The organism is Sinorhizobium sp. 22678 (assembly GCF_052044265.1).
In the GTDB taxonomy this organism is placed as follows: Bacteria; Pseudomonadota; Alphaproteobacteria; order Rhizobiales; family Rhizobiaceae; genus Sinorhizobium; species Sinorhizobium meliloti_A.
Window position 1 is genome coordinate 171,087 of record NZ_JBQEMS010000008.1, and the last position, 14,891, is coordinate 185,977.

A 14,891-nucleotide genomic window follows, 5' to 3' on the forward strand; every position below is an offset into this window, starting at 1 on the left:
GCTTCTGTTCGTTACCCGTCACTTGATCCGCGGGAGCTGCTCCCACTGGTGGAACGGCGGCGGCGAAGACAGCTGCCATTCCAGAGTGTTGGCGCCTTCGCCCCAGGGATTATCCCCCGCAACGCGCTTCTTCGCGAAAGCTTCGGCGACACAGAAGAGGAAGATCAGCACGCCGACCGCCGCGATGTAGGAGCCGTAGGACGAAACCATGTTCCAGCCGGCAAAGGCGTCCGGATAGTCGATGTAACGGCGCGGCATGCCTGCGAGCCCGAGGAAGTGCTGCGGGAAGAAGATCAGGTTCACGCCGACGAACATCACCCAGAAATGCAGCTTGCCCAGGAACTCCGAGTACATGTAGCCGGTCATCTTCGGGAACCAGTAGTACCAGGCCGCGAAGATGGCGAAGACGGCGCCGAGCGACAGCACGTAGTGGAAGTGCGCCACCACGTAATAGGTGTCGTGCAGCGCACGGTCGAGGCCGGCATTGGCGAGCTGGACGCCCGTCACGCCGCCGACGGTGAACAGGAAGATGAAGCCGATCGCCCAGACCATCGGCGTCGCGAAGCGGATCGAGCCACCCCACATCGTCGCGATCCAGGAGAAGATCTTCACACCCGTCGGCACAGCGATGACCATCGTCGCGAAGACGAAGTAGCGCTGCGTCTGGAGCGACATGCCGACCGTGTACATGTGGTGCGCCCACACGATGAAGCCGACGGCGCCGATCGCGACCATGGCGTAGGCCATGCCGAGATAACCGAAGATCGGTTTGCGCGAGAAGGTCGAGATGATGTGGCTGACGATGCCGAAGCCCGGCAGAATCAGAATGTACACTTCCGGATGACCGAAGAACCAGAACAGGTGCTGGAACAGGATCGGGTCACCGCCGCCTTCCGGCGCGAAGAAGGTCGTGCCGAAGTTGCGGTCCGTCAGCAGCATGGTGATCGCGCCCGCGAGAACCGGCAGCGAGAGCAGGAGCAGGAAGGCGGTGATCAGAACCGACCAGGCAAAGAGCGGCATCTTGTGCAGCGTCATGCCCGGAGCGCGCATGTTGAGGATGGTGGTGATGAAGTTGATCGCGCCGAGGATCGACGAGGCGCCGGCAATGTGCAGTCCGAGGATCGCGAGATCCATCGCGGGCCCTGGCATGCCGGATGTCGAGAATGGCGGATAGATCGTCCAGCCGCCGCCCGCGCCATAGGCGCCTGCAGGGCCTTCGACGAACATCGAAAGGAGCACCAGCAGGAAGGCCGGCACGATCAGCCAGAACGAAATGTTGTTCATGCGCGGGAACGCCATGTCCGGCGCACCGATCATGATCGGCACCATCCAGTTGGCGAAGCCGCCGATCAGCGCCGGCATGACCATGAAGAAGATCATGATCAGCGCGTGAGCGGTCGTGAAGACGTTGAACATGTGCTTGCCGCCGTCGATGGCAGCATCACCCTCGAAGCCATAGACCATCTGGGCCAGACCGTGGAAGATCTGGATGCCCGGCTCCTGCAGTTCGGCGCGCATGAAGACCGACAGCGTACCGCCGATAATGCCGGCGATGATCGCGAAGATCAGGTAGAGCGTACCGATGTCCTTGTGGTTGGTCGACAGGAACCAGCGCTGAAAGAAAGTCAGCGGCTTGTGCGCGTGGTCCGCGTGGCCATGATCGGAATGATCATGGCGTTGATCGTGATGAACGGCTGTTCCAGCCATGGTCAAGCTCCACTTCCGATTACTGTGCGGCGTTGTCGGCGACGTCAACGGCCTTGGCCGCGCCGTCTACGGACGCCATGAGCGCCTTGTTCGCTTCGCCGACATTGGTTGCGGCGGCGGCGAGCCAGGCGTCGTATTTATCCTGCGCAACAACGCGGACGGCGATCGGCATATAGGCGTGATCCTTGCCGCAGAGCTCGGAACACTGGCCGTAATAGAGACCTTCGCGATCGGCCTTGAACCAGGTTTCATTGAGGCGGCCGGGAACCGCGTCGATCTTGACGCCGAAAGCCGGCATGGCGAAGGCATGAATCACGTCGGCAGCCGTGACGAGCAGGCGAACGGTCTTGCCGACCGGCACGACGACTTCGTTGTCGACGGCGAGAAGACGCGGATACTGCGCCTTATCCTCCTTGCCGAGGCCCGCACGATCCTCGTCCTTCAGGAGCAGGCTATCGAAGGAGAGCGGGTTTTCGCCGACTTCATATTCATAGGACCAGTACCACTGGTTGCCGGTCGCCTTGACCGTCAGGTCCGGATTTTCCGGAGGCGTGAGCTGCGCGGTCAAAAGCTGGAATGAGGGAATCGCGAGGAAAAGCAGCACGATAACCGGGCCGACCGTCCAGATGACTTCGATCAGCGTATTGTGGCTGGTCCTCGACGGAACAGGATTGGCACTCTCGCGGAACTTGACGACCACGATGACCAGCAGCAGGAGAACGAAAAGTGTGATCGGAATGATGAACCACAGGGTATAGTGTTCAAACCACGTGATTTCTTCCATGATGCCCGTAGCAGCCGCCTGAAAGTTCGTCTGCCAGTCGACAGGCTTGTCAGCAAAGGCGCTCGAAGCAAAAAGCAGACAGGCAAGCGCTGCCAGAACTGCATAGGCCTTGTTTTTCACAATTACGTCTCCCCAATGCGCTTGATCAGGATCAAACCCGGAACGCAGAATCCCTGCGATACTGAAGCGCTTCAAACCACAGTTTGACCAGCGCCGCAACATCTGTCCAAGCAACCTCGTGCGGCATTTTTGCACAAAGCGGAAGTTTTCGCACAGGAGACCTCGCAACCGGTCGAAAGCCCTCCCACGCACCGGCGCCCGCGCGCGGGCCGGTATTCGCCGCCCCTTTTGCGGGCAGCCACGCTCATCGGCGGAGACAAGGCAGCCCTCGGCAGGCCTATTTCGTGCCGGGCGGGCCCAATTTCGGCCATATGACACTGGAATGTAACGACCAGGGCTTTTCATTTATCCTCGCGCGCTTCAAGAATAGCCCTAATGATTCGAGGTTTTTGAGGTTTACATGGGCCTGTCCCTCTTCTCCCGGCTGCCCGCCCTGGCCGCGCTCGCAATTGCCGCCTTCGCACTCCCCGCAGCAGGCTTGGCCCAGCAATCCAACGCAACGCCGGGCACGGTGAAGTCAAACCACGGCGCGTGGTCGATCGTCTGCGACCAGCCGGCGGGCGCCTCGGCCGAACAGTGCGCGCTGATGCAGAACGTCATCGCCGAAGACAGGCCGGAAGTCGGCCTCTCGGTCGTCGTGCTCAAGACCGCCGACCGCAAGGCGAAGATCCTTCGGGTGCTTGCGCCGCTCGGCGTGCTCCTGCCGAACGGCCTCGGCCTCAATGTCGACGGCAAGGACATCGGCCGCGCCTATTTCGTGCGCTGCTTCTCCGACGGCTGCTACGCCGAGGTCGTGCTCGAAGACGAGCTCCTCAAGACCTTCCGCGCCGGCGCGACGGCGACCTTCATCGTTTTCCAGTCGCCCGAGGAAGGCATCGGCATCCCCGTCGACCTCAAGGGCTTCGACGAAGGCTACGACGCCCTGCCGTAACGGCAGCTTTCTTCAAAGGCGAGGAAGCCGCGTCCGGTGACGCGGCTTTTATTTCGGGCTCTTCCGGATTTACAGAATCTCGGTCGCGGCGATCTTGATGCCGAAGCCCTCCAGGCCGACGTAATGCCGCTCGCGCGATGAAAGAAGGCGAATGGAGGTGATGCCGAGGTCTTTCAGGATCTGCGCGCCGAGGCCAATCTCCAGCCACTCGCTTTCACGCTCCTGTGCCTCCGAGTGGGCTTCCCTCTCGTGCTTGCCCTTTCGCGCGGTCTGCGAAATTCCGACCCCCACCGAGCCCTCTCGCAGATAGACGATGACCCCCCTCCCCTCAGCGGCGATGCGCTTCATGATCTCGTCGATCTGGCGGCCGCGGCCGAAGACGTCGGCTCCGACGTTCTCGAGGTGGAGGCGCACGGGAATGTCGACGCCGTCGCGAATGTCTCCGAAGACCACGGCCAGGTGCTGCATCGTATCCCAGGGCAGCGAATAGGTGTGGCCCTTGGCCTTGCCGTAGGGCGTGTCCATCTCGAAGGAATGGCCCTGCTCGATCAAGGTCTCCTTGCGCTGGCGATAGGCAATGAGATCGGCTACGGAGACCTGCTTCAGGCCATGCGTTTCGGCAAAGGCTTCGACCTGCGGTCCACGCGTGACCGTGCCGTCATCGTTGACGAGTTCGCAGATGACGCCGATCGGCGGCAGGCTCGCGAGCCTGCAGAGATCGACGGCGGCCTCGGTATGGCCGGAGCGCATCAACACGCCGCCCTCGCGCGCCACCAGAGGGAATATGTGGCCGGGCCGGACGAAATCCGTCGGCCCGACATTCGGATTGGCGAGGTTCCTGACCGTCAGCGTACGGTCGTCGGCGGAAATGCCGGTCGTGGTCCCGTGCTTGAAGTCGACCGAGACCGTGAAGGCGGTGGTGTGGGCGGAGTCGTTCTCCGCAACCATCGCATTGAGGTTGAGGCGTTTTGCCTCCTCACGCGGCATCGGCGCGCAGACGATGCCGGACGTATGGCGCACGATGAACGCCATCTTCTCAGGCGTGCAGTGCACCGCCGCGACGATCAGGTCGCCCTCATTCTCGCGGCCGCCGTCGTCGGTGACGACGACGATCTCGCCTGCTTCGAAGGCGCGAATGGCTTCGACGACGCGCTTCTGGTCGTAGGACATGTCTTGTCTCCGCGAATATCCTGTTTGGTGCATTCCCCGACGGAAAACCGCTGCACACCTTCCTGCAGCGCCGCTTGTCTTTCACAAACGCGAAGGCCGCTGCAGCAGTCGAGTTACTTCAGCCGGCCGGTCTGGCCGCGGTCACGCAGATAGTGATCGGCGATGGCGCAGGCCAGCATGGCCTCTCCGATCGGCACCGCCCGAATGCCGACGCAGGGGTCGTGACGGCCCTTGGTGCGCACGTCGACCTCCTTGCCGTCGCTGTCGATCGAACGGCGCTCCGTGAGAATGGACGAGGTCGGCTTGATGGCGAAGCGCGCAACGACCGGCTGCCCGGTCGCGATCCCGCCCAGAATGCCGCCGGCATTGTTGGACAGGAAAACCGGTTCGCCCTGCGCTCCGATGCGCATCTCGTCGGCGTTCTCCTCGCCGCTGATCTCCGCTGCAGCGAAGCCGTTGCCGATCTCGACGCCTTTGACCGCGTTGATGGACATAAGATTGGCGGCGATATCCTGATCGAGCTTGGCATAGATCGGCGCGCCGATGCCGGCCGGAACGCCTTCGGCAACCACCTCGACCACGGCGCCGATCGACGATCCCGCTTTACGGATGCCGTCGAGATAGTCTTCCCAGACGGGCACAATCGCCGGGTCGGGTGCGAAGAACGGATTGTTGTTCACTTCCGCCCAGTCCCAATTGGAACGGTCGATCCGGTGCTTGCCGATCTGGACGAGTGCACCGCGGACCACCAGGCCCGGCACGACCTTGCGGGCGATAGCGCCCGCCGCCACGCGCGCAGCGGTCTCGCGCGCCGAGGAGCGGCCGCCGCCGCGGTAGTCGCGGATGCCGTATTTCGCATCGTAGGTATAGTCGGCATGGCCGGGACGGTAGCGCTTGGCGATCTCGGAATAATCCTTGGAACGCTGATCCGTATTCTCGATCATCATCGAGATCGGCGTGCCGGTCGAAATCATCGTCTCGCCGTCGTCATCGAGCATCACGCCGGAAAGGACCTTCACAAGATCGTCCTCACGACGCTGGGTGACGAAGCGCGACTGGCCGGGCTTGCGCTTGTCGAGCCAGGCCTGGACTTCGGCGAGCGTAAAGCGAATTCCGGGCGGACACCCGTCGACGACACAGCCAAGTGCGGGACCGTGGCTTTCGCCCCAGGTCGTGACGCGGAAAAGATGACCGAATGTATTGTGCGACATGGCGGCTACCGAACTCCGGATCGCGAAGATGGCCGGTGAGCCGCCTCGCGTCTATTCCAATTACCCCGGAGCCGCTGCTGGCCCGCTCCGAGTGCCACGCGAAAGACGCGCGTGCCCTCTCTTAGTGGAAAGCGGGCACGCGGGAAAGTCCTTCTGCGGCGGCGGCTGGCACCCGTGCCGTCTCCCCTGCCCCCAGGCTTGGCGCCTTGAGTAAGGTGCCGCTAAATTCCCGTGGAAAACCGGGAGAGTTCGGCTGCCGCCGGGCCGCTCCGCCGCTTTCACGGAAACATCGGGTTGCAATTCGCCGAACCGGCCTTCACCCTCCCATGCGGCGGGCAACTGCATCGAAAAAGCAACGACATAGGGCTACTTTTGCCACAATCGGGGATCAAAGCGTGAGAACAACAAAATTCGCAAAATCATTGATGAGGGCAACAAGGATGCGATTTGTCATTGCCACGCTCATGGCCACCGCAAGCCTGCTTTCGCCGCTCTCCGCGCTTGCCGAGAGTGCCGATGTCGAAGCCGTGATCACCAGCGTCGATACCGACCGGCTGAGCCTCTCCCTCGATGACGGCAAGAGCTATCAGGCGCCCGAGGAGTTCAACTTCGAAGGGCTGGAGGCCGGCGTCAAGGTGCTTGTCTTCTATACCGAGGTCGACGGCAAGCGCGTCATCAACGACCTGGAGATCCTTCAGTAGGTTTGTGGCGTCAGAGCCAGCCTATCGAGCCATCCAGAATTTTCAGCAGGCGGTCCTGCGGGATCGCTGCGGCCGCCGCCTCATCGGCACCCATCTCCCCAAGCAGCTTGAACAATGCCCTGATAACGCCGCCATGGCTGACGCAGACGGTAGGCCGCGTCACGCTCCTGAGCCAGGCACCGACACGCCAGGAGAGAATTTCGTAGCTTTCGGCGTCGGGTCCGGGCGGGATGAAATCCCATTTCGCGACGCGCCTCTCTGCAATCCGCTCGGGCACGAGCCGCTTCAGTTCGGGAAGCGTGTAGCCTTCCCAGTCGCCGAAGGACACCTCCTTCAGACGCTCGTCGGTGCGGTAGGCCGAGGGATCGAGATCCATGGCCCGCCGAAGACGCTCCATGGTTTCGCGCGTACGGCCGAGCGGGCTGCTGACGAAATCGAAGTCGGCGGCGCCACTCCCGAGGAACCTCCTCAGCGCGACGCCGTTCCCGGTCGCCTGCTGCCGTCCGGTCTCGTTGAGGGGGATGTCCTTCTGACCCTGAAGGCGGCTCTCCGCATTCCAGTCCGTTTGTCCATGGCGAACCATGTAGATGAGCACAATGTCCACTCCGGGCGAGCCGCGATCCCTGCCGCACATTCCGCAAACCGCAGCCGGTTTGAGGATAGAACATGCAGCAGTTCAAAGTGCGACAGCCGCCATGCGGCCGAAGGACGCATGGCGGCTGTCGAGCAAAGGCTGTCAATCCTTCACAACGCTGATGTCCGGCGCGTCAACGGCCTTCATGCCGACCGTGTGGTAGCCGGAATCAACATGATGGACTTCGCCGGTAACGCCGCTCGACAGGTCGGAAAGCAGGTAGAGGGCAGAATTGCCGACCTCCTCGATCGAGACCGTGCGCTTCAGCGGGGCGTTGTATTCGTTCCACTTCAGGATATAGCGGAAATCACCGATGCCGGACGCAGCAAGCGTCTTGATGGGCCCGGCGGAGATCGCGTTGACGCGGATGCCGCGGTTGCCGAGGTCCACCGCCAGGTAGCGAACGCTTGCCTCGAGGGCCGCCTTGGCGACACCCATGACGTTATAGTGCGGCATGACCTTCTCGGCGCCGTAATAGGTGAGCGTCAGTATCGAGCCGCCGTCGTTCATGACGCGATCCGCACGTGCGGCGACCGCCGTGAAGGAATAGACCGAAATGTCCATCGTACGCGCGAAGTTGTCGCGGCTCGTATCCAGGTAGCGCCCGGTCAATTCGTCCTTGTCGGAAAAGGCGATCGCGTGCACGACGAAATCGATCTTGCCCCATTTCTCTTCGAGGGCCGAGAATACGGCATCGATCGTGGTGAGGTCGGTCACATCGCAATGGCCGGCCATGAAGGCACCAAGCTCCTGCGCCAGCGGCTCGACGCGCTTCTTCAAAGCTTCGCCCTGCCATGTCAGCGCGATCTCGGCCCCCGCCTCGGACAAGGCCTTCGCGATGCCCCATGCAATCGAGCGATTGTTTGCGACGCCCATGATGACGCCGCGCTTGCCATTCATCAGACCCGATGCCTGAGCCATGGAATGTCCCCAATACTGTCTGCCTCCACCAGCTGCTGCCGGTGGCAAAATTTCACGAATGCCAGGATGCCGCGCCTCCTGCAGCGGGTGCGGCAATTGTCGAGCATTGCCTATGGCATAGGCGCCACAGCGGTTCAAGCAGGAGGCAGATCAGGAACTGTTAGTCCCCGTAATATTGGTTCAGCTTGTCAGAAAAGCTTCATAGAAAGAGGCCGTCACGTTGGGATCGCATGAGGTCCGTCACCTTGTCGTCCGGTTTTTCGTGCAGCACCACCCGCAATTCGACGACCAGGTCGCCGCTGTCCCCGTCCGCCCCGCGCAAGCCTTTTCCGGCGATGCGGATCTCCTTGTCGGAGCCCGACCACGCCGGTACCGTCACCGTGAGCGGTCCGTTCGGCGCATCGATCGTCGTTTCGCAGCCGAGAACCGCGCTCTGAAGATCGATCGGCAATGTGGTGACGAGGTCGAGACCGCGGGTCCGGAACGGGCCGTCCTGGCGGAGGCGCAGGGTTGCCACCACATCGCCGCGCGCCATACCCGCAACGCGGTAGCCCTGCTCCTTCAGGCGGATCGCCTGGCCGTCCGCAGCGCCGGCCGGGATGGGGACCTTCAGCAGTTCTCCGTCCGGAAGCTCCACCGGCACCCGCGCGAGATTGATCACGTCCTCGACGCTGGCGTGAACGTCGACGGCAAGATCCGGCACCTTCTCGGCCGTCTTCGCGATGCGTCCGCGAATACGCTGAACGATCGCCGCGACCAGATCCGCCGCCGGCATGATCGAGCGACGGGCAAACGCGTCGGCTTTCGGCTGCTCTTGTTTTGCTTCGGCGGCGAGCTCGGTTTTGGCTTCCACCGGCGCACGTTCCCGTTCGGCGGCACGCACGGAGGATTTCGGCCTGGCGGCAGCGGGCTGCGGCTCGACGCCGAATATGCGCGAAATCGCTTCCTCGGCCGTTTCGGTGCCGACAGGGTCCTCCGGCACCTCCGCGCCTCGCATCTTCTCCTTCATCGCCTCCATGCGACGAAGCTCCGCCTCGCGCCGCGCCCAATCGTAACGGCTTCTGCGCACCGGATCGCGAAGCAGCTCATAGGCCCTGCCCGCTTCCGCGAAGCGTTCGTTGGCGGAGGGATCGTCCTGATTGTGATCGGGGTGGACCGCTCTGGCGACGGAGCGCCAGGCCGCCTTGATTTCCTCTTGCCCGGCGGTGCGACGCACACCAAGAATTGCATAGGGATCGCGCATGGCTGCTATCGTTTTCTCTACTCGGCGGTCCTTCCCCGGATGCCCGCCTGACACCTCACGACGAGCGAAGAGGGTCTGCGAGACCTTCTCCGTCACCGGGCGATGATCGGGCGAAGTTGCTAACTATCGGTTAGTCGGAAGCGGAGACGCGGTGCCGAAAACATCGTCCGAGACGCTTCGCCGGCCGCTTTGCGGCAATATGGTTAACCTGCGATTTCAGCTCCGCGGGCCGAAGCTCGTCAGGTACCATTCCCCGTTGCCGAGCTGGCAGGTGTTGCCATCGAACTTGGCAATGCCCTCGAAGGAGTGCCGGGTCGTCGTGAAGCGGCGGCAACGCATGCCCGAGGCATGGTCTTCCTGGATGCTGCTGATGACGCCGGCGCTGCCGGAATTTGCATTTGCCCAGGGGATGGTGCTGTCCTTGCCCTGACTGATGTCGGCAGCGGTAACGAGGTCGCGCACGGCTATGGCATCGGAAAGGCCGTCGGATGTCTTCGCCACCGGCACGGTTCCGGTCGAGACCGAACGATCGACGCCCGATCCCCCGAAGACGTCGAGGCCCGCGCCCATGCACCCCGGCAGGGCGAGAATCGTCACGCAAATTGCCGCGCTGCGCAGCAATGCGAAGGAAAGACCCTTCTTGCCATCGTTCCGCTTTGCTATGTCTTGCACGGCATTCCTGTCAGACTCGCCAGAGCGCACCACGTCCCGAGGAAGTCCGCAGGCAGGCTCTGACATTATTACGATGCGGAAACGCCACTCGGCTCATCCCGAAGCGTTCCCGCGCCAGACACACGGCATTGGAAAACAATATGACCGCGAACGAGTTAACAACCGGTGACTTCACGGAAGCAAGCGAGCCCTTTTCCCTTTTTGGCACATGGCTGAAGGAAGCCGAAAAGAGCGAGGTGAACGATCCGAACGCCGTCGCCCTTGCGACCGTCGACCCGGATGGCATGCCCAATGTACGCATGGTCCTGCTCAAGGGGTTCGACGAACGCGGCTTCGTCTTGTACACGAATTTCGAAAGTCAGAAAGGCCGGGAAATGCTTGCGACCCCAAAGGCGGCCCTGTGTTTCCACTGGAAATCGCTGCGCCGCCAGGTGCGTCTGCGCGGTCCGGTCGAAGTCGTCTCCGACCAGGAAGCCGACGAATATTTCATGAGCCGGCCCCGCGGCAGCCGCATCGGCGCCTGGGCATCGAAGCAGTCCCGGCCGCTCGAAAGCCGCTTTGCGCTGGAGAAGGCCGTCGCCGAATACACGGCGCGGCATGCGATCGGCGAGATTCCACGTCCGGACTACTGGTCCGGATTCCGCATCCGTCCACTGTCGATCGAATTCTGGCACGACCGTCCCTTCCGGCTGCACGACCGTGTCGAGTTCCGCCGCGAAACGCCGGATGGCGGTTGGACGAAAGTGCGGATGTACCCCTGACGGAAAGACGCTGCCACCGCGCCTCAAGCTGCCTGGCGGGCAAAGAGCCGGAACGGGATGCCGGAACCGAGCGCGGTCACATAGCGCGCGGCCTGGAAATGGCCGTTGAGCGAAATGCGCGGCAGCGCATGAGGATTGGCAGCCTCGGACAGCATGCCGGGCTGCGTCGTCACCGCCACGGCAAAACCGAGTTCCGCCGCCAGCCGATGATCGCGGGGCGAAACCGCGAGCCTGTCCCCATAAGGATAGGCGAAGCTCGTGGGCCGGCGACCGGTGATCGTCCCGACGCGTTCGGCGGAGGCTGAGATTTCGCGGCTGGCCTCGTCGTCTCCAAGCCGCGCAAGTGCGCGATGACTGATCGTGTGTCCGCCGAGGCTCGCAAGCGGGCTTCGGATCAGGCTCCGAAGACCCACTTCATCCAGCGTCAAACGCTCGGTGATGGCCAGCGGATCGATGCCGTGCTCCTGCGCGGCCCTGTTCAGTGTCGCGAGCGCATGGGCCTCATCGCTGCCATGGACGTAAGCGGCGATCCGATCGAAGGCGGCCTGCTTCTGCGCAAGGTTTTCGCTCGCCACCGCTTCCTCGCCTGCGCCGAAATCGAAGCGAAACCTGCGGCAGACGGACAGGAGATCGGCGAGCGTTTCCCACCAGAGCGTATGGCTGCGGTCGATGTAACCGGCGGTGACGAAAACGGTGAAGGGCACGCCGTGGCGCTCGAAGACCGGCAGGGCGTGATCGAGATTGTTGCGGTAGCCGTCATCGAGAGTGAAGCAGGCGAAGGGGCGGGTATCGGCGGAAGCAAGGCAGGCGGGCAGGTCGTCCAGCGGGATGAAGCGATAGCCGTCCCGCTTCAAAGTCACGATCGCCTCTTCGAGGAATTCCGGTGAGATTTCCAGATGGGCGTTGGGATCGAAAGTCCGCGCAACCTTCGGGCGGACATGATGCAGGGTGAAGATCGCCCCGCGCCCGCGGGCCGCCCCCAACAGCCGTGCCCGCGCAAGCAGATGCGCAGCTTCGAGCCCGCCGGTGATAGCGGCGCGCTTGGCATGGTAGCGGACCAGACCCGCAAAGCCGTGTTTCATCTTCTTCCGTCTTCTCAAATCGTCCTGTCGAGCGTGGACGGGCGTTGCGGCCCGGACGGTAACGTCTGCGGGGTTAAGCCTTGCTGAATCGGCCGGGCGGCGCGAAAGAGCGGGCCGCCTTTTGTGCGGCGAGGTTGCAACGACGCCTCGAGCCTGTCAAAACAGCGTACCGCGTCGATATCGGCCGCACATCTCTATGAGGGGGAGTTCGATGACGAGCTTTCGATTGGCTCTGGCGACGATCGCCGTGCTTTTCTTCGGTGCCGTTCAGGCAATGGCAGGCAACGCCTCTCTTGTCGTCGACGCTCGGACGGGCCGGGTTCTCTCTGCCGAAAACCCCGACACGCTCCACCATCCCGCGTCTCTCACCAAGATGATGACGCTCTACATGACCTTCGAAGCGCTTCACCGCGGCCAGATCGCCTGGAAAACGCCTGTGCCCATGTCCGCGACCGCTGCACGCAAGCCGCCGACGAAGCTCGGCGTCAAGGCCGGAGGAACGATCACCGTCGAAGAGGCTGTCTACGGCATGATCATTCGTTCGGCCAACGACGCGGCGGCAGCCATGGCCGAACGGCTTGGCGGTTCCGAGGAAGGCTTTGCGAGAATGATGAACGCAAAAGCGCGCCAGCTCGGCATGAACCGCACATTCTTCGTCAACGCTTCGGGTCTGCCGGCAAGCGAACAGGTGACCACGGCTCGCGATATGGCGCGGCTCGCCGTTGCCCTCATGCGACACTATCCGCGCGAGTACCGCCTGTTCTCGGTCCAGAGTTTCGCCTTCCGCGGCCGTGTGATCCGAGGCCACAACAATCTGATGTATCGATACCAGGGGATGGACGGCATCAAGACCGGCTACACGCGGGCCTCCGGCTACAATCTCGTAAGCGCGGTGAGCGACGGCAACCGCCGCATCATCGGCGTGGTGCTCGGTGGGCGAAGCGCGCGAAGCCGTGATGAGAAGATGGCGGCGCTCCTCGACCAGCACCTGGGCAGGGTCTCCTCGCCCGGCCGCCCGATGATCGCAGCGGCAAGCGCACCCCGCCTGGCCGACGTGGCGAGCTTGCCTGGCGTTTCCTTGTCCTATGTGGGTACCCAGCCCCCGGTCGAAGCTGTCGCCGCAGCGCCGACGGAAGCTATCGTCCCGGCGGACCGGCCAACCGCAGTGGCGGCCGCGGGCACGAAACCACCGGCGAGCGGCTGGAGAATTCAGATTTCCTCCGCACCGACCGCGGAAGGCGCGCGCAAGATGCTCGTCGAGGCACAATCGGCTGGCGGCGCGGCCCTTCTCGGCGCCGCCCCCCACACCGAGGCCGCAGGCTCGGGCGGAGCCTATCGCGTAGGTTTCGTAGGCTTCGCCAGTCGCGAAGCGGCGACGACCGCCTGCAGCATCCTGAAAAAGAGGTCCTATGACTGCGTCTTGCTTCCTGATGGGGGGTGAGTCCGCAACAGCTGAAAGAACGCTTGCGGCGCCACAGACGCAGCTGCCCTCATCTCCGTAGCAAGCACAGATGAGGACACGTTGTCAGGCCTGCGTGCCGCCGACGGTGATCTGATCCATGCGCAGATGTGGCTGGCCGACGCCGACCGGTACCCATTGGCCGGCCTTGCCGCAATTGCCGATGCCGGTGTCGAGCTTCGTATCGTTTCCGACCATCGTCACCCGCTTCATCGCATCCGGACCGTTGCCGATCAGCATCGCACCCTTGACGGGCGCTCCGACCTTGCCGTTCTCGATCAGATAGGCCTCGGTGCAGCCGAAGACGAATTTGCCTGAAGTAATATCGACCTGGCCGCCGCCGAAGGAGACGGCATAGATTCCCCTCTTCACCGACGAGATGATTTCATCGGGCGTGCGGTCCCCGGCAAGCATGTAGGTGTTGGTCATGCGCGGCATGGGCACGTGGGCGTAGCCCTGGCGGCGGCCGTTTCCGGTCGGTTCCATGCCCATCAGACGGGCGTTCTGCCGGTCCTGCATATAGCCGACGAGCTTGCCGTCCTCGATCAGGACATTGTAGCCGGACGGCGTTCCCTCGTCGTCGATCGAGATGGAGCCCCGCCGCGCTTCGATCGTGCCGTCGTCGACGACCGTCACGCCCTTCGCAGCGACCTGCTCGCCGAGCAGCCCGGCGAAAGCGGAGGTCTTCTTGCGGTTGAAATCGCCCTCCAGGCCGTGGCCGACGGCTTCGTGCAGCATGACGCCCGGCCAGCCGGAGGCAAGCACGACATCCATGGTGCCGGCCGGCGCATCGATCGCCTCGAGGTTCACGAGCGCTTGCCGCAAAGCCTCTTCCGTCCCGCTTTTCCAGTTTTCCTCGGTTATGAAATCGCCGAAGCCACGCCGTCCGCCGATACCGAAGGAGCCGCTTTCCTGACGGTCGCCCTCGCCGACCACGACGGAAATGTTGATCCGCGTCATCGGCCGGACATCGTGGACGCGGTGCCCGTCGGCTCTCAGAATATCCACGACCTGCCAGCTCGCCGCGATCGTCGCGGTCACCTGGCGGACCTTCGGCTCCTTGGCGCGCAGATAGGCGTCGATCTCCTGAAGCAGCTTGACCTTGGTCTCGAAACTCGGCTCGCCGATCGGGTTCTCGTCGCCGTAGAGCTTTTTGTTGGTGCGCTGCGGGGCTGCCGCGTAGGAGCCGGAATAGCCACGGGTCACCTGCTCCACGGCGTCCGCGGCCCTCTTCAGGGCCGCAAGCGACAGTTCGCCGGCATGGGCGTAGCCGACGGCTTCGCCGGCGACGGCCCGCAGACCGAAGCCCTGGTCGGTATTGAAGCTGCCGCCCTTCAGGCGGCCATTGTCGAAGGAAAGCACCTCCGCCTGCGCATGCTCAAGGAAGAGTTCGCCGTCATCAGCGCCGGCAAGCGTCTCGGAGAGAACCTTGCGGACCGTCGCCTCGTCCGCATCGAAGAGGCTCATCAGGTTGGTGTCCATGGTTCTGCTCCCT

General features: G+C 63.2%; 14 protein-coding genes. 4 read left to right on the plus strand and 10 right to left on the minus strand.

Annotated features, from left to right (window positions below; all coding sequences use genetic code 11):
• Positions 1-18: 18 nt before the first annotated feature.
• Both ctaD and coxB read right to left on the minus strand, forming a co-directional pair.
• Positions 19-1,707, minus strand: a complete 1,689-nt coding sequence (gene ctaD / locus ACTJKL_RS14475) for a cytochrome c oxidase subunit I (protein WP_003532329.1) — start codon at positions 1,705-1,707, stop codon at positions 19-21.
• Positions 1,708-1,726: 19 nt separating this feature from the next.
• Positions 1,727-2,611: a cytochrome c oxidase subunit II gene (coxB, locus tag ACTJKL_RS14480; RefSeq protein ID WP_018094445.1), complete on the minus strand. Its 885-nt coding sequence runs from the start codon at positions 2,609-2,611 to the stop codon at positions 1,727-1,729.
• Between the two features lie 400 nt (positions 2,612-3,011).
• On the opposite strand from coxB, the gene ACTJKL_RS14485 reads away from it, so the two are divergent.
• Positions 3,012-3,542: an invasion associated locus B family protein gene (locus ACTJKL_RS14485; RefSeq protein ID WP_026168549.1), complete on the plus strand. Its 531-nt coding sequence runs from the start codon at positions 3,012-3,014 to the stop codon at positions 3,540-3,542.
• 69 nt (positions 3,543-3,611) lie between these two features.
• Here ACTJKL_RS14485 and ribB read toward each other — a convergent pair whose 3' ends face one another.
• A complete protein-coding gene (ribB, locus tag ACTJKL_RS14490) occupies positions 3,612-4,712 on the minus strand; it encodes a 3,4-dihydroxy-2-butanone-4-phosphate synthase (protein WP_018094444.1) in 1,101 nt (366 codons plus the stop codon).
• A 113-nt stretch (positions 4,713-4,825) separates the two neighbouring features.
• Positions 4,826-5,923: a chorismate synthase gene (gene aroC / locus ACTJKL_RS14495; RefSeq protein ID WP_100669165.1), complete on the minus strand. Its 1,098-nt coding sequence runs from the start codon at positions 5,921-5,923 to the stop codon at positions 4,826-4,828.
• Positions 5,924-6,363: 440 nt separating this feature from the next.
• On the opposite strand from aroC, the gene ACTJKL_RS14500 reads away from it, so the two are divergent.
• On the plus strand, positions 6,364-6,624 hold the full coding sequence (locus tag ACTJKL_RS14500; protein WP_003532345.1) for a DUF1344 domain-containing protein: 261 nt from the start codon (positions 6,364-6,366) through the stop codon (positions 6,622-6,624).
• 10 nt (positions 6,625-6,634) lie between these two features.
• On the opposite strand, the gene ACTJKL_RS14505 is transcribed toward ACTJKL_RS14500, so the two are convergent.
• The 4 genes from ACTJKL_RS14505 to ACTJKL_RS14520 all read right to left on the minus strand — a co-directional run bounded on the left by ACTJKL_RS14505 (position 6,635) and on the right by ACTJKL_RS14520 (position 10,094).
• Positions 6,635-7,219 (minus strand): histidine phosphatase family protein, encoded by a 585-nt coding sequence (locus ACTJKL_RS14505; protein WP_440853199.1) that lies wholly within the window; start codon positions 7,217-7,219, stop codon positions 6,635-6,637.
• Between the two features lie 141 nt (positions 7,220-7,360).
• Positions 7,361-8,179, minus strand: coding sequence for an enoyl-ACP reductase FabI (fabI, locus tag ACTJKL_RS14510; RefSeq protein WP_440853159.1), 819 nt, complete (start codon positions 8,177-8,179; stop codon positions 7,361-7,363).
• A 199-nt stretch (positions 8,180-8,378) separates the two neighbouring features.
• Positions 8,379-9,422, minus strand: coding sequence for a DnaJ C-terminal domain-containing protein (locus ACTJKL_RS14515; protein WP_275596634.1), 1,044 nt, complete (start codon positions 9,420-9,422; stop codon positions 8,379-8,381).
• Positions 9,423-9,638: 216 nt separating this feature from the next.
• On the minus strand, positions 9,639-10,094 hold the full coding sequence (locus tag ACTJKL_RS14520; protein WP_198516561.1) for an RT0821/Lpp0805 family surface protein: 456 nt from the start codon (positions 10,092-10,094) through the stop codon (positions 9,639-9,641).
• Between the two features lie 140 nt (positions 10,095-10,234).
• Between ACTJKL_RS14520 and pdxH the strand changes: the two genes are divergently transcribed.
• The gene (gene pdxH / locus ACTJKL_RS14525; protein ID WP_018094438.1) at positions 10,235-10,855 is read left to right on the plus strand and encodes a pyridoxamine 5'-phosphate oxidase; all 621 of its coding nucleotides are present in this window, start codon (positions 10,235-10,237) and stop codon (positions 10,853-10,855) included.
• 23 nt (positions 10,856-10,878) lie between these two features.
• Here pdxH and ACTJKL_RS14530 read toward each other — a convergent pair whose 3' ends face one another.
• Complete coding sequence (locus ACTJKL_RS14530) at positions 10,879-11,937, minus strand: polysaccharide deacetylase family protein (protein ID WP_440853160.1); 1,059 nt, start codon at positions 11,935-11,937, stop codon at positions 10,879-10,881.
• 211 nt (positions 11,938-12,148) lie between these two features.
• On the opposite strand from ACTJKL_RS14530, the gene ACTJKL_RS14535 reads away from it, so the two are divergent.
• On the plus strand, positions 12,149-13,378 hold the full coding sequence (locus tag ACTJKL_RS14535) for a serine hydrolase (RefSeq protein WP_324763049.1): 1,230 nt from the start codon (positions 12,149-12,151) through the stop codon (positions 13,376-13,378).
• Positions 13,379-13,462: 84 nt separating this feature from the next.
• Here ACTJKL_RS14535 and tldD read toward each other — a convergent pair whose 3' ends face one another.
• On the minus strand, positions 13,463-14,878 hold the full coding sequence (gene tldD, locus ACTJKL_RS14540; RefSeq protein WP_440853161.1) for a metalloprotease TldD: 1,416 nt from the start codon (positions 14,876-14,878) through the stop codon (positions 13,463-13,465).
• Positions 14,879-14,891 lie beyond the last annotated feature (13 nt).